The 23737-nt window shown below is 38.6% G+C and carries 23 protein-coding genes; 3 read left to right on the top strand and 20 right to left on the bottom strand.

Annotation, left to right across the window (positions count from 1 at the left end):
* The first annotated feature begins 56 nt into the window (after window positions 1-56).
* Window positions 57-1094 (top strand): hypothetical protein, encoded by a 1038-nt coding sequence (locus Q4597_RS13615; protein WP_303406598.1) that lies wholly within the window; start codon window positions 57-59, stop codon window positions 1092-1094.
* A gap of 59 nt (window positions 1095-1153) precedes the next feature.
* Here Q4597_RS13615 and Q4597_RS13620 read toward each other — a convergent pair whose 3' ends face one another.
* Window positions 1154-1975: a class I SAM-dependent methyltransferase gene (locus tag Q4597_RS13620; protein ID WP_303406599.1), complete on the bottom strand. Its 822-nt coding sequence runs from the start codon at window positions 1973-1975 to the stop codon at window positions 1154-1156.
* Between the two features lie 344 nt (window positions 1976-2319).
* Between Q4597_RS13620 and Q4597_RS13625 the strand changes: the two genes are divergently transcribed.
* Entirely contained in the window at window positions 2320-2931 is a 612-nt protein-coding gene (locus Q4597_RS13625; protein ID WP_303406600.1) for a DEAD/DEAH box helicase, read from the top strand.
* An 11-nt stretch (window positions 2932-2942) separates the two neighbouring features.
* Here the strand turns inward: Q4597_RS13625 and Q4597_RS13630 are convergent, their stop codons facing one another.
* From Q4597_RS13630 to Q4597_RS13660, 7 genes are all read right to left on the bottom strand, one after another.
* Window positions 2943-4493 carry an SDR family oxidoreductase gene (locus Q4597_RS13630; RefSeq protein WP_215440373.1) on the bottom strand — a complete coding sequence of 517 codons (1551 nt, stop codon included), beginning with the start codon at window positions 4491-4493 and terminating at the stop codon, window positions 2943-2945.
* Between the two features lie 199 nt (window positions 4494-4692).
* Window positions 4693-5280 carry a DUF6515 family protein gene (locus tag Q4597_RS13635; RefSeq protein WP_303406601.1) on the bottom strand — a complete coding sequence of 196 codons (588 nt, stop codon included), beginning with the start codon at window positions 5278-5280 and terminating at the stop codon, window positions 4693-4695.
* Window positions 5281-5481: 201 nt separating this feature from the next.
* Window positions 5482-5781: a hypothetical protein gene (locus Q4597_RS13640; protein WP_303406602.1), complete on the bottom strand. Its 300-nt coding sequence runs from the start codon at window positions 5779-5781 to the stop codon at window positions 5482-5484.
* A gap of 229 nt (window positions 5782-6010) precedes the next feature.
* A complete protein-coding gene (locus tag Q4597_RS13645; protein ID WP_194527301.1) occupies window positions 6011-6202 on the bottom strand; it encodes a cold-shock protein in 192 nt (63 codons plus the stop codon).
* Window positions 6203-6403: 201 nt separating this feature from the next.
* Window positions 6404-7717: a DEAD/DEAH box helicase gene (locus Q4597_RS13650; protein WP_303406603.1), complete on the bottom strand. Its 1314-nt coding sequence runs from the start codon at window positions 7715-7717 to the stop codon at window positions 6404-6406.
* Between the two features lie 6 nt (window positions 7718-7723).
* Complete coding sequence (locus tag Q4597_RS13655; RefSeq protein ID WP_303406604.1) at window positions 7724-9052, bottom strand: DEAD/DEAH box helicase; 1329 nt, start codon at window positions 9050-9052, stop codon at window positions 7724-7726.
* A gap of 122 nt (window positions 9053-9174) precedes the next feature.
* Complete coding sequence (locus Q4597_RS13660; protein ID WP_215440368.1) at window positions 9175-9624, bottom strand: KTSC domain-containing protein; 450 nt, start codon at window positions 9622-9624, stop codon at window positions 9175-9177.
* A gap of 383 nt (window positions 9625-10007) precedes the next feature.
* On the opposite strand from Q4597_RS13660, the gene Q4597_RS13665 reads away from it, so the two are divergent.
* Window positions 10008-10505 (top strand): hypothetical protein, encoded by a 498-nt coding sequence (locus Q4597_RS13665; protein WP_303406605.1) that lies wholly within the window; start codon window positions 10008-10010, stop codon window positions 10503-10505.
* A gap of 67 nt (window positions 10506-10572) precedes the next feature.
* Here the strand turns inward: Q4597_RS13665 and Q4597_RS13670 are convergent, their stop codons facing one another.
* The 12 genes from Q4597_RS13670 to Q4597_RS13725 form a co-directional block, all read right to left on the bottom strand.
* Window positions 10573-10863 carry a hypothetical protein gene (locus Q4597_RS13670; protein ID WP_303406606.1) on the bottom strand — a complete coding sequence of 97 codons (291 nt, stop codon included), beginning with the start codon at window positions 10861-10863 and terminating at the stop codon, window positions 10573-10575.
* Between the two features lie 197 nt (window positions 10864-11060).
* Entirely contained in the window at window positions 11061-11690 is a 630-nt protein-coding gene (locus Q4597_RS13675; protein ID WP_303406607.1) for a phosphatase PAP2 family protein, read from the bottom strand.
* A 337-nt stretch (window positions 11691-12027) separates the two neighbouring features.
* Window positions 12028-13419: an NAD-dependent succinate-semialdehyde dehydrogenase gene (locus Q4597_RS13680; RefSeq protein WP_303406608.1), complete on the bottom strand. Its 1392-nt coding sequence runs from the start codon at window positions 13417-13419 to the stop codon at window positions 12028-12030.
* 37 nt (window positions 13420-13456) lie between these two features.
* The gene (locus Q4597_RS13685; protein WP_303406609.1) at window positions 13457-14575 is read right to left on the bottom strand and encodes an alkene reductase; all 1119 of its coding nucleotides are present in this window, start codon (window positions 14573-14575) and stop codon (window positions 13457-13459) included.
* 358 nt (window positions 14576-14933) lie between these two features.
* Window positions 14934-15893, bottom strand: coding sequence for a family 16 glycosylhydrolase (locus Q4597_RS13690; RefSeq protein ID WP_303406610.1), 960 nt, complete (start codon window positions 15891-15893; stop codon window positions 14934-14936).
* Between the two features lie 238 nt (window positions 15894-16131).
* Complete coding sequence (locus Q4597_RS13695) at window positions 16132-18024, bottom strand: monovalent cation:proton antiporter-2 (CPA2) family protein (protein WP_215440355.1); 1893 nt, start codon at window positions 18022-18024, stop codon at window positions 16132-16134.
* Complete coding sequence (locus tag Q4597_RS13700; RefSeq protein ID WP_215440354.1) at window positions 18021-18620, bottom strand: NAD(P)H-dependent oxidoreductase; 600 nt, start codon at window positions 18618-18620, stop codon at window positions 18021-18023. The genes Q4597_RS13695 and Q4597_RS13700 overlap by 4 nt, the downstream gene beginning before the upstream one ends.
* Window positions 18621-18700: 80 nt before the next feature.
* Window positions 18701-19486, bottom strand: a complete 786-nt coding sequence (locus tag Q4597_RS13705) for an SDR family NAD(P)-dependent oxidoreductase (RefSeq protein ID WP_303406611.1) — start codon at window positions 19484-19486, stop codon at window positions 18701-18703.
* A 93-nt stretch (window positions 19487-19579) separates the two neighbouring features.
* Window positions 19580-20542: a 2OG-Fe(II) oxygenase gene (locus tag Q4597_RS13710; RefSeq protein WP_303406612.1), complete on the bottom strand. Its 963-nt coding sequence runs from the start codon at window positions 20540-20542 to the stop codon at window positions 19580-19582.
* Between the two features lie 207 nt (window positions 20543-20749).
* Entirely contained in the window at window positions 20750-21733 is a 984-nt protein-coding gene (locus Q4597_RS13715) for a zinc-dependent alcohol dehydrogenase family protein (protein WP_303406613.1), read from the bottom strand.
* Window positions 21734-21896: 163 nt separating this feature from the next.
* Window positions 21897-22742: an enoyl-CoA hydratase/isomerase family protein gene (locus Q4597_RS13720; protein ID WP_303406614.1), complete on the bottom strand. Its 846-nt coding sequence runs from the start codon at window positions 22740-22742 to the stop codon at window positions 21897-21899.
* 122 nt (window positions 22743-22864) lie between these two features.
* The gene (locus Q4597_RS13725; protein ID WP_303406615.1) at window positions 22865-23731 is read right to left on the bottom strand and encodes an AraC family transcriptional regulator; all 867 of its coding nucleotides are present in this window, start codon (window positions 23729-23731) and stop codon (window positions 22865-22867) included.
* Window positions 23732-23737 lie beyond the last annotated feature (6 nt).

A 23737-nucleotide genomic window follows, 5' to 3' on the forward strand; every position in this document is an offset into this window, starting at 1 on the left:
ATACTGTAACAAACGTTGTTTAGTCTCGTCTTTAAGGTGAAACGAATGACCAACCCATGAGAAATACACCACAGCTTATCTTCATCGTACTATTAATAATTTCTTGTAGTCAACAAAAAGAAACAAAATATAGCATCGGTCAAAAATCCGTAACATTTGTTGATCAATCCAGAGACAGACCGTTACCGGCTGAAATCTGGTACCCCACTCTAGATACTTTAATTCATAAAGAGCCAAAAGAGAATTCAAAGGGGCTTTTTAAAAATATAGAAACAGTAGCAAATGCCCCTATTCCTGATGAAAAATTCCCGTTAATTGTTGTCTCTCACGGAACTGGAGGGAATCGGTTTTCTCTTACTTGGTTCATAGCAGAAATGGTAAAAGAAGGCTACGTAGTGGTTTCACTGGATCATTATGGGAATTCTACTTTCAACAAAATACCAAGGGAATTCGTAAAATGGTGGGAAAGGGCCATTGATGTTCAATACGTACTGACCGAAGTTCTCAAGGATACCGAAATGGGGACAAAAATAGATACGACTAGAATTGGTGGCGTAGGTTTTTCCTTGGGTGGTTACACCAATATCGCTTTGGCGGGTGGCTATGTTGACAGAACCGTAACCGAAGATGAAAAACCCGAAGAGCGGGAATTGCCAGCCGAATTCCCGGATACGGATGAAATTATAGATTATGAAAATGATAGCCTTATCGTTTCGTCCTACAACCAATACCGTAATCTAGTAAAAGATGATAGGATAAAGGCCTTTTTTGTAATGGCTCCGGCAATAGGATTCGGCTTTCACTCCAAAGAGCAGACCCATAAAATTACAGCTCCAATATTTATAGTTGCCGGAAAGGGAGATTCAGTAGCACCTGTAGGTACCAATGCCAAAAAGTACAATGAATTGATTAGCACCAGTAAAATGTATCTTTTTGATGAAAACGTAGGGCATTATGTGTTTTTAAATGAATCTACAGCTCTAGGGAAGGAAATAGTACCCGAAATAGCCGTTGACCACCCCAACGTCAACAGAAAAAACATTCATGACAAAACATTGCAATTGGCATTGGATTTTTTCAATAGTTCGTTGTGAGGGTTTTAAATTTTATATTCCTAGGGAATAAAATTAGAACACCCCTGTTTTCCATTCTATCATTTTTTAGCCGCTATCATCATATGCGGACTGAACGTTAACAGATTGCTATCGTTCTCCGTAAGGTCCATCAGTTGCATCAAATTATTTTTCTTTTTTTCATTGGCCATACTGCCAAAAAAATCCTTGTCCAGCCAAACCATACCTTCCACGGCATGTATATTTATATAGTTCAATCCTTGTTGTGTGAATTCGGCCTTTAGTTCATCCGGTCTGTGATAGTAGGCTTCCGCCAGCAGCCAAGGGAAATCCACAGGTGGGTTATGGATTCCCGTTTGTAATTCTTCCTTGCACATATCAAAAAAGCTTGGTTTGTGAATGAGTCCGTTTAAAAGCCCTACCAGCGTTGTTGCCGAATAATTTATGGCGAAGCCCAATAATACACCGCCCGTTTTTAACACTCTTTTAGCCTCACAAATGGCCGCTTCCCTATCTTTCTTTTCCTGCAGGTGATAAAGCGGACCGTGCAAAATAATTACATCTGCATAATTATCAGGGAAATCCAGTTTTCTGGCCTCGCCCAAACGGACAGAAAATTTGTTCTTTAGTTTGTGGGCTCTATTTTCCGCAAAGGATATATGTTTGGGAACCGGGTCTATCATGTGCACCTGATGCCCTTTTTTGGCCAACCATTCCGAATATTTTCCGGTACCGCCGCCCACATCCACTATCGTAGATTTGGGGTTTTCAATATACTTTTCAATTAACGATTTTATACGTTCAAATTCAAAGACACCCATTCCTTTATCCAGTCGGGTCTCTTCGGATGCATTGGTATAGAAAAGCTCTATATCCCTACTTATTAATGATTTGTCATACATTTTAACACACTAGTATTTACGCCCTGCCCAAACGAAGTAGTTAAGGTACAGGCTATGTCAATTGGTTTTTTATCCAGTTGATTTACAATTTAAAGTTTTGTGATTATATCTCGAAAGAACATATTCGCACATTAAAGTTTTGACACTTCAATGCAGCCCTCAAGTGGAGCATAGTCTTTAGCTTAAGACCCGAATTTATATGTAGTACTAGTAAAACAGGTGATAAATATATTAATTAAAATTATAAATGCGACCAAAAATAAGATTCAAACCTGAGGTGTTGTGCCTATCTTTGCGTTTGTAACCGGTTTTTTTGAAAACCATAATTTTAGTAGCTACAGCGTATGCCATTTAAAAAATTACACCCGCACTTATTGGAGAACTTAGAGCGATTGGAGATTGAAGCACCAACCCCTTTTCAAAAAAGTAGCATTCCCGTAATAAAAAGTGGCATCAATGTCTTTGCCTTTGCTAAAAAAGGCAGCGGAAAAACCACCACTTTGGTGTTGACCACCTTGCAAAAACTAAAATGTGAAGCCGTAGGAGACGCACCCCGAGCAGTGGTTATGGTTGAAAGCAAAGAAAAAGTATTGGAGTTGTACCAAACCTTTATTGAATTTACCAAATACACCTCCTTACGGGTATATGCCAGTTACGAACAATTGCATATTGACGTGCAAAAATCTGAAATATACTTGGGTATAGATATTCTGATTACCACCCCTAAAACATTGCACAACCTGTTTTTGACCAATGGAGTAAGTATTTCCGAACTAAAAATAGTTAGTGTGGACGATGCCGAATTCTTATCGAACAAAAAAGAATCCACAGGCCTGATCGCCATGGCGGCAAGTATCAAGAAAAGTCAGTTTGTCATTTACGCCGAAAAACCACATCCACAATTACAGCGTTTAGAGAACCACTTTATGGAGCACTCCAGAACCGTAAAGTCTTAAACCAAAAACTATTACCAAGAAATAGGAAAGTAATCCTTTAAGAACTTTCCACACCAGTGTTTTCCGGTATTGATGCCATCAAAAAGCGGATCTACTACCCTAGCGGCACCATCAACAATATCCAACGGCGGCTGAAAATCGTGTACTTCCTGCTTTCTTTTGGCCAGTTCCGCAGGGTCCTCGTCCGTAACCCAACCGGTATCTACGGCGTTCATATAAATGCCATATTTTGCCAATTCCCCGGAAGCGGTATGGGTAAGCATATTCAAGGCTGCTTTGGCCATATTGGTGTGCGGGTGACGCGATTCCTTAAAAAACCGATGGAACTTTCCTTCCATAGCGGTTACGTTTATAATGTGCTTTTGCCCCGTATTTTCCTTTTTCATGACTTCTGAAAGTCGGTTACAGAGAACAAAAGGTGCCACGGAATTCACCAATTGCACCTCTACCATTTCAGTAGTTTCAATTTCACCCAATTTTAGGCGCCAGCTGTTGGTCTTCCGTAAATCTACTTGCTGCAAATCGGCATCTAACTGACTCTCCGGAAATACTTCCTGTGCCACCAAGCTCGCATCAAAACTATACGGAATCTGAGATAGTTTTGCGGAGGATCGTAACCCGATGCCAGGCTCGGGACCGTGCCAAGAAACCGGCATATTTTTGTTGGAAGAAGCTGCAGTAGTTAACGTATTCAGTTCTTCCAGACAATTTATATGGTCCTTTAGAACTCCTTGCGCGAACTTTGGTAGGGATTCAAACGGGCGTTCCTCATTCTGCATAAGGTGGGCATAAAACCCTGCAGGACGGCGTACCGTCTGGGCCGCATTATTAATAAGAATATCCAGTTTTTCATAATTCTGCTCAATGTAATTACAGAATATTTCCACACTGGGAATGTGTCTAAGATCCAAGCCGTGTATTTTCAGGCGATGTCCCCATTCCATAAAATCCTCTTCCTTTGAAAAACGTAATGCAGAATCTACAGGGAAACGTGTCGTAGCAATAACGGTTGCACCTCCGCGGAGCAACATTAACGAAATATGATACCCAATTTTAAGTCGGGAACCGGTAATGACCGCTACCTGCCCCTTAACATTGGCCGTTTGGAAACGTTTGGCATAATTAAGGTCTCCACAGTCCGTACACATGGTATCATAAAAATGGTGGAGTTTGGTGAATTTGGCCTTGCAGACATAACAATCACGAGGCGATTCCAATTCAGGCGTGTCCTTTTGGGCCAGGTCTGCCGCAGCCAATAATTTTGGCGCTACAAATACCGAAGCCTCACGCGCATACCGAATTCCAGTTTCGTTACGCGCACTTCTATCCTTTGCTGCCTGTTTACGCTTTGCCGCTTTTTTAGCATCTTTCTTTCTACGCGAAAACTCTTCCCTACTGGGGCGGGACAATTGCCCCGAAGCTTTGATCAAGGCGGTACGTTGTGCTTTGGGAATTTCAAATATCTGATCGGTATTCGCTACCAATCGCTCTAGAACGGCTATGGCTTGTTTTACCTCGTCTAAAGAAACCTCCTGATTATCCTGCAATTCTTCACTCTTCATTCCGCCTATTTTTCTTTAGCATCCCACTAACCGAACACTATTTTACGCCGCGCGAAATTACACCTTTATTTGTACCGTTGTACTTAAATTCTACAAAAACAAAGATTCGCTGTCCGCTAAGAAAAACAGAATTACACACGAACAAAATACGCCTGTCTAAAGGACAAGCGTATTGTTTCTTAAGGTAACATTCCCCTATTTATTCCATATCGATAATACCTACAACTTCATAAGCTCTGGTACCATTAACCTGTATTTTTTCATACAGTACATTGGCATACTCGTAATAGTTAAGACCGTCTATAGTTACCTTTTCATAATCGTCCGGTAATTCATAAACTACCGTACCAATTTCCGGTTCTACCACTTCATATTCATTACCCACTTCTGTATAAAAAGTGCCCCCAACATTAAAATACACACGATTATTATACCTAACTCTATTGTACCCTACTGGCAAAGAGCTTATTCTAAAACCAATTTTAGGTGCAATTGGAATATAACGATCTCTGGAAGAAGTGTAAAACCTATTATTGGCATAATAGTAATTCTGACCTTGGTACTTTACCACCCTTTTATTAGGTACCGTTCTTACCGCTACCACTTTCTTTTTTGGGGTTTTGTAAACCACCTTTTTACTGGACACCCTACGTGGTGTGTTGTTTACTACCGTTTTGGTAACCGTATTTTTTGTAGTGGTTCGTTTGCGGGTCTGGGCATTTGCCGCAAAAGAGAATCCGACTATTAAAAGCGCTAATGCATAATATTTTTTAGTATTTGTTTTCATGGGTCATACATTTAAAAGTTAAACTTTCACTTAATCATTCGATACTAAGACAACAATTATTGAGCCTGGTTTAACTTGAAAAGCCCATATTTGGGACATAATAGACGAGTTGGCTATTTTTATCTACGAACATTAGAATTTTATAGACAGAAAAAAGCGCAATCCGAGGACCACGCTTTTATACTAAACTCAACTCAAATATTATTTCAGCAAAGCCAAGATGCCTTCCAATTCGGTAAGATTTAGGCTTGAATCATTATCAGTATCCAAAGTGTCAAAATTCTCTGAAACCGAACCCACAGCCTCTGAAGAACTTATAGCGCTATTATTATCGGTATCCAACAAACTGAACAAGCCGGCGACTTGCTGTAAGGTTGAATTAGAACTTAATGAACTTAATAAGGAGGCCGCCTGAGATGCAGTTGACGTATTTACGTTCTTAACACTGTTACAACTGGCCAATACGGCTATAAGTACAAATGAAGCTACTGCTTTTTTCATGGTTTTGTGTTTTAAATTTATATAAGCACAAAAGTACTTTCACCTATGGGAAAAGGGAAAAGATATATACGTACGCTACATTTTACACTACATAAATGCCATATTTATAGATTAAAAAATTTAAAACATTTCTCTTTGATCTAGGAGTGTATATTGATGGCATTTTTGGCCATAAAAAAAGCCCATCCGTTAAGATGGGCTTTTTGTAAAACTTAAAGTATATATAGAATTATAATACTGTTACGTTTACTGCGTTTAGGCCTTTTTTACCTTCTTGTAGATCAAATTCAACTTCATCGCCTTCACGAATTTCGTCTACTAAACCTGAAACGTGTACAAAGTGATCTTTTTCAACGCCTTCTTCAGTGATAAAACCAAAACCTTTGGTATCGTTGAAAAATTTTACTGTTCCTTTACTCATTGTAATGTAATTAAAAATTTATACTGCTTATTAAAGGACAAAGATGACGCCAATTTTTTTAGTAATGGCAATTTAATTCACTTATTTTCAACTTATTATCACAGCACCTTCCTATCCTTTCCCTACTTCGCCCCCAACCCCCTAGAAACGTTGGGTTTGTGTTGAGCTAAGAGCAGTTTAGGCATTACAAAAAAGAAGGAATTACAGCACCGTTACCCTAACTTTCTTATTCTTTAAACGGGAATTGTTCAATTTTTTAGTCAGTTTATCGGCAAGGGACACGGGCACGGAAACAAATGCACAGTCCTGTTTTAGTTCAATAATCCCTAACTGGTCTTTGTTGAGTCCACCTTGTTTAAAGAACAGACCGGCAATATCCCCTTTGGAAATTTTATCCTTACGCCCACCTGAAATAAAGAGGGTTTCCCAATATTGAGGTTGAAAGGCTGCTTTTTTAGAAATATCTACCGTAGCCACATCTTTAATGAATTCCGGTATAAATTCCGTTTTAGACCTTAAAACATAGGCTGTACCCTTGGCGTTTACACGAGCGGTTCTGCCGTTACGATGCGTGAATTCTTCTATAGCCCTGGGAAGTTCATAATGAATGATATACTTCATTTCGGGAATATCTATTCCTCTAGCTGCTAAATCCGTTGCAATGAGCACTTGGCAGGTTCCGTTTCTGAACTTAATTAAGGAACGCTCGCGATCTCTTTGCTCCATACCTCCTGAAAAACAAGTATGGTTGATTTTATTTTTATTCAAAAATGTGCTTACCCGCTCAATACTGTCCTTGTAATTACAAAAGATAATTCCTGGCTGATTGCCAATATGCAATAGCAAATCCAATAAGGTCCGCAGCTTGTCCTTATCTGGGGAAACAACCATTTTGATGGCCAGTTTAGATTCCTTTTTTGAATCCAGATAATCAATAACCACCGGGTTATCCAGCTTAACGAACTTAGGAATCTCAACGCCTTGCGTGGCGGAAGTAAGAATCCGTTTTTCCAAGTTAGGAAGTTGATTGATGATGGTGCTCATTTCTCCTTCAAAACCTGTTTCCAGAGATTTATCAAATTCGTCCAAAACCAAAGTTTTGATGTCTCGTTTTGAAAATCGGTCTCCCCCAAAATGATCCGCTATCCTTCCGGGCGTGCCTATCAATATAGCTGGGGTATGTTTCAGTTCTATTTTATCTTTGGAAATGGGTCTTCCGCCATATACCGCATTTACTTTAAAACCAGAGCCCATATCACGCACCACCTGTTCTATCTGTATCGCCAGTTCACGCGACGGCACTAGTACCAATGCCTGAATTTCCGAACATTCCGCATCTAAGGTTTCCAGTAGTGGCAATAAAAAAGCCAAGGTCTTCCCCGTTCCCGTGGGTGACAAAAGCACGGTGTTCATGTTTTTACCGATGACCGATAAAGCTTCCTCCTGCATGGGATTAAGACTTGGAATCCCCAGTTTCTTTAAAATATCCGCTTGCGTACGAATTGTATTGGACATGGCTGCTTATTTTTTTAGGGATTCCAATTTTGGAGTGGCCGGAGTATTTTGTACAATATGATCTGCCAATACCTTCTCTATCAGTTCTTCCTTTGTTAAATGATGGAAAATGGTCTTTATCTTATCCTTTGTTTCTACGGATACATTGCGATTGGGTTTTGTCTTGAAAACGCGTTTGGCCCAAAGCGTCAAATTGGTCTCTTCCCTATCTTGAGCATCCTGTTTCTTCATTTCATTGAAAACCAGTCCCAATTCTTCTTCAAATTCCGGTATGTCCTTACGCTCTTCCTCCTGTATAATACTTAGCGAAAGTCCTTTAGCTCCTGCCCTAGCAGTACGCCCGCTTCTATGCACATAGGCTTCATAAGTATCCGGCAGGTGATAATTTACCACATATGAAATCTCTTTTACGTCAATACCACGCGCCGCTAAATCCGTAGCAACAAGGATGTCTATATGACCTTCCCTAAATTGCCCCATGATGCGGTCCCTAATTCCTTGGGTTAGACTACCATGAATAGATCCCGAAGAAAATTTATTGATGGCCAGCTTTTTGGCCAATTTATTAACGGCCGCTTTTGTTTTGCAGAAAATAACGCCACGTTCCCCTTCCTTGGTGTTTAAAAAATGAAGTAGCACCTCTAACTTTTCTATAGGCTCTACCACGATATATTTGTGATCAATACCTTTGTTGCCCATCTGCGCCATATCCGCTTCTATGTGCACTACATGTTTGGACATATAGTTCTGTACCAATTGCTTTACGGTGCCGGGCATGGTTGCAGTAAACAATAAGGTTCTTCTGGATTTTGGCATTTCCTTGCCAAGCTTGTCCAAATCAGTCTTTAGTGCGGTTACCATTTCATCGGCCTCGTCCAATACTAAAAACTTTATCTTTTTTATACTGACGGCCTTGCGCTGGAATAAATCGATCAACCGGCCTGGGGTGGCCACGATTATATGGGTAGTCTCCTTAAGACGTTCAATTTGAGGTTTAATGGGTATACCCCCACAAACCGAAGCTATGGAAATAGCCGGACTGTGCGCTGCAAAAGAAACCAAATTCTCATAAATTTGATGCCCCAATTCCCTGGTGGGTGATAGTATTACGGCCTGCACCTCTGTTTTTTCGGTATTGACCAACTGAAGCAAAGGCAAACCAAAAGCTACCGTTTTACCGGTTCCCGTTTTGGCCAGTGCCACCACATCTTCTTTCTGTTTCAGAAGAATGGGAATGGTCTTTTTTTGAATATCCGTAGGAACGGAAATCTTTAAATCGGTTAAGCTTTGAAGTACTTGCTCGTTGATTCCTAAATCGGAAAATGATGTAGACATATAATGGATTTAAACAAAGATAAGTACACCTAGCCCCAGAAAGGTATTAAAAGATGTACTATTTAATTGAAAAAAGGGGCTTTAGAATTAAGCCCCCTTTTGAAATTGTATAAAAATAACGTTTACGCTTCCTGTAGCGTACGTTTGGATTTTCTGTAAATGTATTTTGGGTAAATGCTACGCTTGGCAAAACGGTTCAATTTATTGGAATTTACCATTTTAATATAAACGGATTTGGTTACTCCAAAATACTCATAAGTGGTACCATCCATAAAAGTAATCTCCAACAACATACCTTTGTGTACATAGTCCGCAATACCGGAATTAGTAATGGTTTCCGTATAGGCATCAAGGTTGGCCGCAATGGTTTCAGGAGCAATGCTCACCAAAAAGTGATAGCCGTCAATAATAGCTCGACTTTTAACTTCTGCCTCTTCGCGCTTAGCATCTCCTTCTTGAAACTTATCAGGATGCCATTCCTTAACCAAATTACGGTAGGTGGTCTTAAGTGTCTTAAGATCAATCTCCTTCTCAATTCCGAACAACTTCTTATACTGACTAATGCGTTTCATAGACCCAATTTTTGAAGCGGCGAAGCTACGTCTTTATTTTGAACCACTTACCGTTAATTTTGCCTTTTTTCAAAGGGTTGAAATTAAACCGTTTTTAAGGTGTTTTGGCAGGTGAAAAGAAGCTATGGCAAGCATTATATATAGTTTCATTTATGCGTGTTTTTAATTTACATTTCAAAAGTGAAACTATAGGCGCACACATGAAAAGGGAATAGAAGTTTGACCCATTTGACTATACGAAACTGCTGTTTTTATCGACGGGATTTTTGGGGTAACCCTAGAATCTACACTACTGTTAAACTTCTACCAAAAAACGGTTCTTAAATAAGTTAAACGTAGTCCAATTCCTATATTTGAAATAAGATGAGCCAAAACCTTTGTTTATGAAGAATCTTCTTTTCTCGGTTTTCTGTTTCTATTTTCAGCTCACAGTATATTGTCAAATAGTCCCTAAAGAAAAGATTTCGCTAGATTCTTTACTCATAAAAAATTTATCTCAATACCGTTTTGAAGCTCCCTTGAATTTAAATGGAGAAGTTTTTAAAACCGGTTATTTTGATTACCAGATATCCGAAAAATTCAGTGCCGGCCTAGAACGCAATTATGCCAAGTTTGGCACCCACGAGCAAATTACGGGTGCTATAGTTCTTAACTATGATTTAAATGAGAAGACCTATCTCTATGCACGTACCGGGAAGACCTTTGATATTGACCAACGCACCGGAAATACTGAGAGTGCCTTAATAAATGTGAATTTAGGTATTGGTTACAGAATAAAGGAAAAACAAGTACTGGAAGTAGGCATAATAGCCGGTAAGACCAATATACCTAGTCTTCCCCCAACAAATCAGTTTTTATTGTCCATACGGTTTAGATTCTGATGGCCGTCAACACAAAAAATCCGGCTACCAACGGCAACCGGATTTTCTCTCAAAACTAACTCCTACATCATCTATCATACTCTATAAATAGGTCTAAGCGCTTTACGGTGTTATCTTCAAAAACCACATCAAAATTAGGATCGGCAGATTTGCTATGTGTGGCATCCGTCCAATCCGTAGCTTCAAAATCATTATCCGCATATGATTCCACATAAACTTCGTCATCCTCCGTTCCTTCGTTAGATTCGTCGGTTACTTCTACACCATCTTCCGTAGTAGTTATGGCATCATCATCCGAGCAAGAAATTGTAAACGAAACATGCATTGCCAGCAGGACCAACAGGCTTATTTTTTTCATTGTAAATGTATTTTGAGTTATAATCTATGAAACAAAGGTGCTTATTTGAATTGCACCCTTTTTGAAGAATCTGTGAATGACGGATACTTTTCAGTGAATTCTTAAAACTATACAGTGTAGTATTTAAGCGAGTAGAATTGTAAAACCAATCTTTAGCTTTAGGCAGCTGAGATATTGGTTTTAATGTAAAAAGTAAATCAGAATGACTTAGAAAAGTAGAGACCCACGGAGCCATCCGAATAACGGGGAATTAGAGAGATATTCTTAGATTTTATAAACGGATTCCACTTAAACAAATAGTCAAAATGATAGACCAGTCTTGTCACCAATATTCCTATACCAGCGCCTGCAAGGATATCTGAAATATAGTGTTTGTTGTTGAAAAGCCTTAAGCCACCCGTTACAGCCGCAAAACCAAAGCCACTGTAAGCTAGATAGGCATTGGTGTCTTTATATTCTTCATAAACTGCAGCACCTGAAGCAAAAGCAATGGATGTATGACCAGAGGGAAATGCGTTATCATTAGAGCGATCGGGCCTATACTTAACAACGGAATTTTTAATTGCCCTGGTAAATACATCCGTTAGAATCATGGATACCGCCAAATTTTTTGTTTGATCAAACCAATGATGTTGTGCTTTAACTCCAGCTACATTGGCTACGACAAGGGTGGCCACCGGGGCATACCGTGTATAATCATCCAAGTGGGTGCGAAAGTCATTGCCCACCCAACCTTGAGCTGTTTCATGCAATGATATTTCAAAACCACTATCGGATAAAAGTATTCCTGTTGTAAGTAAGGAGAGGGGTAAAATTGTCCTTTTCAATAATTTGTTCTTGCGTGGTAGCACGATGCTATCTGTTTGGGCACATAGGTTTCCTAAGGTGAAAAATACTAATAGGAGGATACAATTTTTTCTCATACGGGGGTACTGTCTTGGCGGTTCATTATTCCAATTATCCAGAACAATACTATATTCCAAGACTTTAGAACCAAAACAATATACTAAATGTTTTAAAAGGATTCATCGTTCACTTTATTTTTGTTTGCTTTGGGTTTGAGGGGTAACCCTCTATGATTGTACATAAAACAGGGCCAAGAGATGGGAAAATCCACATACCCCTGACCCGTTTTTGTTTTAAAAAACGCTGTTATTAAGCAACTTACATATTAACTTTCATTACAGCTTTAACATTCACGAATTCACGAATTCCGAACCCACCGTGCTCTCTACCATAACCAGAGTTTTTTACTCCACCAAAAGGCATATTGGGCGTGGCCAATCCAAATGAATTGATAAATACCATTCCCGTATCAAAATGTTTCTTGGCTAATTCAAACGCTTTGTCTTCATTTTTGGAGAAAATTCCTCCTCCTAATCCAAACCTACTATCATTAGCTATACGCATGGCATCTTCATTATCCTTTGCTTTAATCAGTGAAGCGACCGGTCCAAAAAGCTCGTCATCATAAGCTGGCTGTCCGGGTTCCAAGTTTTCTAGAATCGTTGCAGGGTAAAAGAATCCATCAGTATCCGGCATCTCACCGCCAATAAGAACTTTTGCTCCTTTTTTTACGCTCTCCTGAACTTGCCCATGAAGAGTTTCACGTAAATCTTCTCTCGCCATTGGCCCTAAATCCGAATCCTCTTTTGTAGGGTCTCCCAATTTAACTTCTTTCATCGCTTTTACAAAAGCATCACGAAACTCATCGTAGACCTTCTCAACTACAACAAATCGTTTAGCAGCTACACAAGTTTCCCCGTTATTATAAATCCTGCCCATTACGCTGGTTTTGGCAGCCAATTCAATATCTGCATCATCAAGCACCAAATACGCATCATTACTACCCAATTCAAGTACCGTCTTTTTTAGTGCGGCCCCTGCTTTTTTGGCAATGATTTTACCTGCATCCGGGCTACCGGTTAGGGTTACACCACGAACAAGTTCATTTTCAATAATTGCATCGGACTGGTCATGTTCTATAAGCAGAACGGTAAATAGATTCTTAGGCAAGCCCGCACGCTCATAAATCTCTTGCAGTAGCAATGCTGATCCCGTTACACCACTGGAGTGTTTTAAAAGAACCCCGTTACCCGCCATTAAATTGGCAATTGAATAACGTACCGCTTGGTAAGCCGGGAAATTCCATGGCTGTATACCGTAAATTACCCCGGTTGGAGAATAGGAGATTATCCCCTTGCCCCCGTTCGGCAATTCTCGTTCTTCATCTTTTAGATGCTCTTGACCTTCGGTTGCCGTATATTCGCAAATAGCACTGCACAAATCTATTTCTTGAGCACTTTGTTTTAAGACTTTACCCATTTCCTGGGTCATCAGTTTGACGAACTTGTCTTTATTTTTTTTCAGCTCTTCGCCAATGGCCTTTATTATTTTTGCACGCTCAGCAAGTGATTTTAAGCGCCATTCTTTAAATGCGTTATGACATTTTTCAACTGCATTTTGAGCTTCTTCATTGCTCATATATTCATATTCCTTGATTTCCTCTCCCGTTGTTGGGTTTATTGTAGAAAATCCGTTTACTAAAGTTTCCATTTTCAATTTAGATTTTAGGGTTAAACTATCTTCTGGTCTATTGATTGGGGATTAGTTCTCTCGTTTTTGCTTCATAATCAGTGTAGCCCTTCTTTCCCGTTGTATAAAAGGTATTTTTGTCCCATTCTGAAATTTCTACGTTTTCCCGAAAGCGACCTACCAAATCAGGATTAGATATAAATAGTTTTCCAAATGCTACCAAATCTGCATTTCCTTCTTCTAAAACAGCATTGGCCTTCTCTTGGTCAAAACCACTATTTATCATCAAGGTTCCATCATATTTCGGCCTGTAGCGTTTAGCTATGTGTTGCTCGGCAAACTCAACTTCAGACACATCATTAAAAGGTTCGGATAAATGGATGTAGGCCAGGTCATATTCCTTATCCAACTTCTCAATAATATAATCAAAGGTGGGAATGGTTTCTTCATCTACTGTCATTCCAAAAATGTTATGTAACGAGGGGTTAAACCGAACTCCAATTTTTATCTCAGGAATTACTTCTTTAACAGCATCTAAAACCTCAAAGAAAAAGCGAGCTCTATTTTCAATACTACCTCCATACTCGTCTTCTCTAATATTGCTGGTTCCATTAAAAAATTGATGAAATAAATAACCATTGGATGAATGTATTTCAATACCATCAAAACCAGCGGCAACTGCATTTTTGGCCGCTTGAACGAATTCATTCTTAGTGGTTTTGATATCCTCCTGGGTCATTGCCTTTGGAGTAACCGTTTTTTTGCTGCCTTCGGGCGTAAACACTTCTGTTTCCGGATTGATTGCGGACGGTGCCCAAGGGAGTTCACCGTTGTGAAAATCAGGATGCGAAATTCTACCTACATGCCAAAGTTGAGCAAAAATTATTCCACCGGCCTCGTGAACAGATTGTGTCACTTTCTTCCACCCTTCTACCTGTGGTTTTGAATAAATTCCGGGTGTATTAATATAACCAACTGCCTTCTTAGACACTTGGGTGCCTTCTGTTATTATGAGTCCGGCAGTAGCCCTTTGAGTGTAATAGGGTACATGCAAATCTTCTGTAGGTGCATTTTCACTGTTATTTGCCCTACTACGCGTCATTGGTGCCATTACAACACGGTTGGGTAATTCTATATTGCCTAAAATATAAGGTTTTAAAATACTTTGTTCTTTCATATTTCCTTCTTTAAAATTCTAAGTAAGACTGTTCATCTTTAAAGTCTTGTTCGTGAAGTTAAGGAAGGTGAAAAGGGCTCAATGATTCAATAAAAATTGATTTTAGCTTATATGTGATGGTTGAAAATGTGATGTGCCACTAATTAGCAACACACTCTTAATAATTGCTCTATATAGCATTTAATAAATACAATCATTAGTTCGAAAATTGAGAAAGGAAAAAGGACAAATTATAGTGTTTAATACAAGACACTCTTTCTCACATCAAACTGCAATACTAGGTTATAGATAAAAAAATAGGGCAAAAACAAGTGTTCATGCCCTACTCCTACTAAACTAACAACTCAACATTATTGTTCTATTCCTTTTTTACCAGTTGATAGGTATGTATCCAATCTACTTTCATTGTATTGATAGTACTATCCTGCAGATGCTCCTTTTTAGCCAGTCCTCCTAGCCAATCTGCATCAACGGTCCACAAGTCCCAAATGATATTTAATTCCCTTGTAAAATTGCGTGCGGAAACCACTTTTCCTGCTGGTTCACCGTCCAAATAAAATTGAATGTGTGTTTCGTCCTTCCACCAAACACCAAAAGTGTGGTAGGCCTCATTCCACTGTATTCCTTTAAGTGGATTGTCGTTGGAGAGTTCCCTATTATCAAAATTACCTTTGTTGCGCTTGGTGTCATCATCGATTACGTGAAAATATTGAGAGTTCATTTGCCACGGAAAATCAGGTTGACAATCGCATGACGGGTTGGAATTGTTCTCAATCACATCAATCTCGTTTCGGTTTGAGATATTACCGTTGTTCAACCAAAATGTATTGTATGCGGATATGTGTGCTCCTTTTATACGGCTGACCGTGTACATGGGATAGTTAATTCGTGTTTTGGACATTACACGAGAAGACTGAAACCAACGTTCCTCATTTTCGGCCAAGGTTGCCTTAATCCATAAATTTCCATCATTTACACCAGAGTTTTCAGAAACCATATTCACCGGTACGCCATAGTTCCACAAAGACTTCGTCCATTTTGTATCATCAAAGGTATCGTTAAACTCATCCGAAAGTTCAGATACTAAATTCCATTCCATTCCTTCTGGGGCTTGCGGTGGTGTCTGTCCGCTAAAATCATATACTATATTTTCAGAAACGGGTTCTTCGGTCTCCTCTTCTTCTTCTGTAGGTGTTAATTCTTCCTCGTTAGGTAGTTTCTCCTCTGTTTTTAATTCATCTACTTCTGGGGCTGTTTCGCTTTTGCAAGAAATACATAAAATGATGAATAAAATCACTGTGCTTTTGAGAAAGGTCATAGAAGAGAATGTTGAGTCATTAATACAAAACCGAATGTAATTGTATAGACCCTACACGCCATGAAAAAACACTCAATAAAAACTTGACAAGCTCATAAAGCAACCCTACAATTTCTAATCAAAAAATTCTAAACCACTGATTAACAGTATAAGTACTGTTTTAATTGAGTCTGCCTGGAGTAGCCGAAATCAGTTTCTTTAGTCTTGAAAAATATGATGTGTCAATTCTAAAACAAGTCTATTTTAGAGTATTCGTACCGCTGAGCATAGCTCTAATTTGTTCACTATCCCAATGATTATCAAACTCTACTACGCCTCGTTTTAAATCTTGTTCCAGTAGTTTTTCTTGTTGTTCCAGCTCTTTCCTTGCCTTAAAGATATAGTCCTCATCACCTATCTTTGTTTCTTTGGCCAATCGTCTTAAACTATCTTCATCATACTTAATGAAATTCTGCGCTTGACGCTGTAAGGTGTATTTTCTAAAGCCCATTTGACTAAGAACTTCACTGGCCAATTTTAAGGAAGTTTCCAAAGACTCCCTATAAATATGATCTATTTCCATGTTCAGGAATTCATAGGCGGCATATCTATTTTTGGCCCGTACCATGACCTTAACCTTTGGGTAGTTACTTTTTACCGTTTTTGCCAAGGTCTTTATCACATCTGGGTTATCCATAGCACAAATTAGAAAATTAGCCTCTGCTATACCTGCCGATTCGAGCAAATCCATACGGGTGGCATCGCCATAATGCACATCAAAACCCATTTTACGTAAAAAATCTACCCGGTTGGAATCGTGGTCCAAAATAGTGGCCTCCACACCATGAGTCCTAAGAAAACGCCCAATAGTGCTTCCAAAATGACCGAAACCTACCAAGATAATCTTTTGCGATTTTGCAATGTGGTCCATAGGCCTTTTTATAGATTCTTTGGTGCCAAAATGAGGTAAAAGCACTCGCTCGTTCACCATACCAATAATGGGTGTAACCGTCATAGTCAAAGCGGTAACCACCAACATAATATCCATTTGGTTTTGCTCCAGAATATTTAACTGAAATGCAAAAGACAACAGTACAAAAGCAAACTCCCCTATTTGTGCCAAACTAAACGTCAACAGCAATTTCTGATTTAGTTTCAACTTAAAGGCCGCGCCGGTGATAAACAAAATCAAAGCTTTAATAACAATTACGGACAGTAAAATGCCACCAATAGTAAGCGGACTCTTTGCTATTACGATAAAATTTATTGAAGCTCCTACGGCCATAAAGAACAGACCCAAGAGTAAATTTTTAAAAGGCTCCAAAGTACTTTCCAGCTCATGCTTAAATTCACTATTGGACAAGACTACACCACCTAAAAAAGCTCCAAGTGCAGGGCTTAACCCAACGAGCTCCATCAAAAAAGAAATTCCAAAAACAATGAGTAGTGCTGCAGCGATTAATAATTCCCTAACACCGGTTTTGGCCACTTTACGGAGCATAGGCACTATTAGATATTTTCCTGCTACCACTATAGCGAAAACCGAGACCAAAATGGATAAGGTCTGCAATCCCAATGGTAAATTCTGAAGTAAATTAGCGTGAGTATCACCATTCTCTACAGGAGCTTTTTCCGTGTTAGCCAATAAGGGCAAAGCACCCAACATAAAAATGACAATGATATCCTGAAACAATAAAATGGAAAATGAAGACTGTCCAAAAGTGGTGTTCAACAGGCCTTTTTCTTTAATGGTCTGTAATGCAATTGCGGTAGATGACAAGGCCACCGCCATTGAAAAAGTTAAGGCGACTTTCCAGTCAAAGCCCAATACAATAAATAGCGAATAAGAAAGTATAATAGTCCCCATAACCTGTAAACTTCCCATGCCTACAATGGTCTTTCGCATTTTCCAGAAGTTTTTAGGCTCTATTTCCAGACCAATCAAAAACAACATCATAACTACACCAAACTCGGCAAAATGAAGAATGTCTTCTCCTTCATTTCCTATAAAACCTAAAACGTAGGGACCTATTAATACGCCTGCCATTAAGTACCCCAATACTGAACTTAGTCCAAGACGTTTGGCAATAGACACGCAAATAATGGCTCCCAATAAGAATACAATAGCTTCAAAAAGTATACTACCTGTCATATCTGCGGATTTAATTGTGGAATATCATTGATAAACGAAAAGTTTCCTACGTCTGATAGGGACATATCACTTTGCAGCAAATCAATCAATTTATCATACTTATGGGCATAATCGTATAATTCCTTATCCTCAATTCTATGGGTGCCCATTACGGCAAAAGGCGGAAAGTATTGCATACCGCATAAATTTGCCGTTTGTTCAAAAGGCCTTAAAAACTCTTTTACCGAAAAACTATTGGTTCCTTGTTCGCAGTACAATGCCCTAGAGCCTCCCGTGGTAATTACGTTTAAACATTTTTTTGAGTACAATGCCTTACCGCTAGGCCCATAAGCCCAACCAAATTCCAGCACCATATCTATCCATTGTTTCATTAAGGGAGGACAACTGTACCAATAAAAGGGATGGTGCCAAATTAAAATATCATGTTCACTTATGAGCTCTTTTTCGGCCTCTACATTTACGTTAAAATCAGGGTATTTCTCGTATAGGTCATGAAATGTTACACCTTCTTTGTATTTAATCTTATCTACCAAAATGGAGTTTGCCCTAGACTTTTCAAACTTAGGATGCGAAAACAAAACCAAAATCTTTTTCATTTTGCGAATTTAGGTGAAAATGACATGTAACAATCCATCCATTTTTCTTTTTAAAAGAAATAACCCCTACTTAATCTACTCTAATGCATAACTATAGCATCTGTAAATTTAATCAACTCTTCAATTTTCACGTTGTTATAAGCCTCCGCATGAGCTTTGTTATATCCACCACGGTCATTATCAAAATACTCACCTGATTTTGCTAAATCTGTCATACTTAAATTGTACAGAATGTCAACTCCTTTTTCTGCAGGAGACCAATGCTGTCCATAAGCTTCTTTAGCCATTTTAGTATTTAATAATGAACCTGGATTTACTGCCACTACTGTAATTGATGGTTCTTGTTCCGCTAAATAAAAACTCCACATTGTTAATGCCAGTTTGCTTTGTGCGTAAGCTTCGTTGGCGCCCAAGCCTGTTTTGCCTTCTAACGCTTGTATATTTATAGTTGATTGCGCGGCGGAACTTAAATTTACAATTCTTGGTGCGTCCGATGCTTTTAAATTTGCTACTATGCCATTAGTTAATACATAAGGTGCAAAGTAATTTACCACAAACCGAATATCCGTAGTATCACTACTACCGTTTGTCATTAAGACACCTGCATTATTGACCAAAACATCAATTACCGGCATTTTTTCAGCAACCTCTTCAGCCATATTTTTAACTGCATTTAAGTCTGAAAAATCCGCTAAAAAGCCAATAACATTTTCATTGTTAGATTGCTGTTTAATTTCTTTTAAAGTAGCGCTTAATTTAGCATCACTCCTACCGTGAATGGCTACAAAGTGTCCTTCTTTAGCCAAACGCAAGGCTAGTAATTTACCTATACCGTCTGTACTTCCTGTTATTAAAATATGTTTCATTGTATTTTTTATGTTGATGAAAACTGGCAATACAACTATTGCCAGTTTTATAATTTCATTTTTGTCTAATATAATAAACTACGCTTCCTGTAATTAGAATGGTGCTACAGTATCCTTAGGACCATCAGGTAAACTCCAACGTTGGCGAGCGGTAACGCTTTCCAAGGCAACATCTTTAATAGAGTCGCTGTTACTATTTCCGTAACTGCTAGTACTACCACGTGGTATTTGCATACGGTCACCATACAGCCAAACTACTAAATTACTGCGTTGTCCGCTTGTAATTGGGTGTGTTGCGTGTGGCACATTACCTCTATGGATGATGGCTTTTCCTGGCTCAAAAATAGCTTGTACCGTTTTTCCAGAAGCTTTATCATAAAAATCGACCTCAGATCCTGTAAACTTTTCATCCGGTAAGTTAATGTTGATATTCAAGGTAGCCGCAGAAGCATCGGTATGTGCGTGTAAATCCTTGTCCTTATCTGGATTGTACTGTATTGAAAATCCAAAAGTCTGATTGTCATAACCGTAAGTTCCCAATAACAAACGCGCTATCGGACGCATAAAACGGTCCATCATATCATTATAAAATGCCTGAAAATTAGGTGCTGCCAAATGCCCTTCAGAACGAGGATCTAACATCATTCCATATCGGTTTAACTGTATACCGTAAGGCGCACGTTTTGGTACTCTTGAGTTTGCCACAGCTTCTAAGTAGTTGCGAAAATCCGCTAAACGATCTACATCAAAAAACTGCGCTACATAAACACCAGGCATAACTTCTTTCCATAAATCGGCAACAGCAGATTCTTTTTCTGGATTTTCCCAAGCGTCTTTAATTGCTTTACGTAATCGCGGGTCTAGCAAAGTTTCGTCAGGAACTAGTAAATCGTCTTTGTTTTCTATTTCCCATTCTGCCCAAGCAGCTTCTAACAATTTACGGTTTTCATTCCAAAATTTAGCAACTGATGGATCGCGTCTTAACGATAGTTCTCTTGATGGTACTTCTAGAGCACGAGCTTCAGTAAGTGCATTTGTATGTTCTATTGTTTTCATAATTATATGTTTTAAGTATAGCTACTGCTATTATATTTTTTATCTATAACAAAATTACGCACAACCGGCTGTTCTGCTTTGGTAGTAAAAATGGAGGTTTTAGTAAAAAACAAGGTTTTACTATGTTTTAAATGAAAAATGCCTCTAAAAAGAGGCATTTAACACTATTAATCAACCATAAGGATACATTGCAAATCCCTATTGTTTCTAGTTCTCAACTACTATTTTACCAATAGCTTTTCCGCTTTGTAAATGTGCGTAAGCATCACCAACTTCTTCTAACGAAAACTTGTTTTCATCTACTATTGGCGTTAAATGTCCTTCATTAGAAATTTCAGCTAAACGCTCTAAAATATTTCCGTGTACATCTCTTTTAAAATTGTGCAACATTGGTATTAGCATAAATACCACGTGTAATGATGCTCCTTTAAAGTGCAATGGCGTTAAATCTAATTCACACAACGACACCGTAGTAGAAATATGTCCGTTTAAGGCAACCGCTTCAATAGAATTGGTCAGGTTTGCACCACCAACTGTATCAAAAACCACATCAAAACCACCATCGGTATATTTTGCAGTATAATCGGCTACCTTTTCAGTTTTAAAATCGATGAAGGTTGCGCCAAATTTTTCAACAATAGCTTTTTGATTATCACCAGTACCTGTAGCAAAAACTTCTGCTCCAAAATACTTTGCCAATTGTACCGCTAAGTGACCAACACCACCAGAACCACCGTGTACCAATACTTTTTGACCTTCTTTTACGCCTGCTCTTGTTAAACCTTCGTAAGCTGTAATAGCTACCAAAGGTAAAGCTGCAGTTTCGCGCATTGTTAAGCCTTTTGGTTTGTGCGCTACAAGGTTGCTATCGGCTACAATATATTCCGTTAAGGTTCCTGGTAAATCGGCTAATCCGCCAGCGCAACCGTATACTTCATCGCCTACTTTAAAACCTTCTACGCCATCGCCAACAGATTCTATAGTTCCTGAGAAATCCATACCTAATAAGGCTGGTGTAGCTGGTGATAATGGTAAATCGGTTCCCATATTCTTAATCATAGTGTCAATTGTATTTACACTAGATGCCGCTATTTTTACCAATACGTGATTTGCCTTTACCGTTGGTTTTTCAATTTCTGATACTTCGAAATTTCCGTTTTCTCCGTAGTTGTTTATAAGCATTGCTTTCATATCTAATTTTCTTTTATTTTTCGTTAATCTGTTTATCTGTGAAAATATCTCTAGCCTTAGACAGAGACTTTATTTTATTCGCTATTCGCTGTGCGCAACACGCTCTAAGCAAACTGCGATATGCGATTGGCATAAAGCTTGTAGCGCAAGGCGCTCGGCGCCCTTAATTTACTTCTTGAATATCCATCACCATTTGTTCCCAATTCTTTTGGTTGTTATGGTCAAACTGAGCGCCATTTTCATCTGCGTAGGTGAATCTTTTTATGGCTGGTGTTCTGCTCGTAGCCTGAAATAACTGGTAAGCTTCTTCTTTTAATGCTTCTTTAATTGGCAAATCTATAGACGCATAAACTGCACGTTTGCTAGCTGCAATAGAATCTGCTGGAAATTTGGAGATACGTTCCGCCAAAGCATCCACATAAGGTCCTATTTCATCTGCATCTAATGCTTTGTTAATAGTTCCGAACTTTTCAGCTTCGTCTGCGTCCCAATCTTTTGCACCCAAAATAATTTCAAGTGCTTTTCCAAGTCCTGTTTGTCTTGCCATACGTGAAGCGCCACCACCACAAGGTAAAATGCCCATACCTACTTCCATTTGCATAAATTTGGCTTTACCTCTTGCTGCAAAACGCATATCTAATGCCAATGCCATTTCGTGTCCGCCACCACGTGCAAAACCTTCAATTTTAGCAATAGTTGATTGTGGCACATTGCTCAATCTTTCTAAAATTGCTTGTAAGTCTAATAACTGTACTTCGTTTCTTGGTACCGCTTCCATAGACATATCTCTAAGTAAGTTGGTATCATAATGACATACCCAATAATCTGGATTTGAAGATTCAAAAACCACTACTTTTACGCTTCTGTCGCGCTCCAGTCGTAAACAAAGACTGCTTAAATCTGCAAGCATTTCTTGCCCTTGTACGTTTACAGGACCAAAGTTGATGGTCACTGTTAAAATTCCTCCTTTTTGTTCTGCCGTAAATGTTTGAAAATTCTTGTATTCCATAATATTGAGTTTTTGGTTAATTATTGTTCTGTTAGTATTACAGTACAAAGTTACCTAGGCACTCAAGCTTTGGATAAGTAAAAAACAAAGGGCTTTTAGTAAAAAAAGAGGTAAATAGTAATTTATTGGGAAATACTTGCCTTATAAGCACCAATAGTCATTCCCTTATAACTTTGGAAGGTTTTGTTAAGGTGACTAGAATCTGTAAAGCCTAATTCCATTGCAATCTCTGAGAACTGCAGATCTGTATATTTTAATCGGGTTTCTACTAGTTTTAATTTGTAGTTAAGAATGTACTTTTTTAGCGATACATCAGTATGTTTTTTAAAATATTCACTGATATAATTGTCCGCCATATGAAACTCTTCTGCCAAGTTTTTGGTGGTCAGCAATTCAGGATTGTAAATATTGGCGTGAATAAAGTTGATGATTTGCTGAATTTTAGAAGACTCCACAATTTTGGTACTCATATCAGCATTTAGAAACTGAATGTTACGGGCAATAAGGTGAAGAATTACAGAAAGTGAATTTTGAATAATAAACAGGTCGTATGATTTCTTTTTATCGTTTTCCGCAGCCACCATTTTAATTAAAGAAATCAAGTGAATTTTGTCCGATTCGGTTTCAAAACGCATTTCACGTAATTGATGACTTTCACTGTTTAGAATCCCTTCAATTTTACGAAACCAATCGTTCACCGGAAGATTTGCATTTTGTGGCGCATCTCCCCTAAAAAAGCTCTTTAAGAATTTAATGGCAATAGTAGTAGTTGCCGATTCCGGATTTAAGATGTAAATATCGTCCGGCACAAAAACGAAAATGCTGTTAGCCGAATAGTTTACCGTTTTCCCATTAATTTTTATGGTGCCGCTACCCTTTTCAAAATACACAATCTCAAAAAACCTGATGGTAGTATACTTACAAAACTCAAAAAAGGTTTGGTCTTTGTATTCTTGAATTACAATATTTTCGATTATGGTACGTGGCATAGGGCT

The sequence above is a fragment of the Zobellia sp. 1_MG-2023 genome (assembly GCF_030549125.1).
Classification (GTDB): Bacteria; Bacteroidota; Bacteroidia; order Flavobacteriales; family Flavobacteriaceae; genus Zobellia; species Zobellia russellii.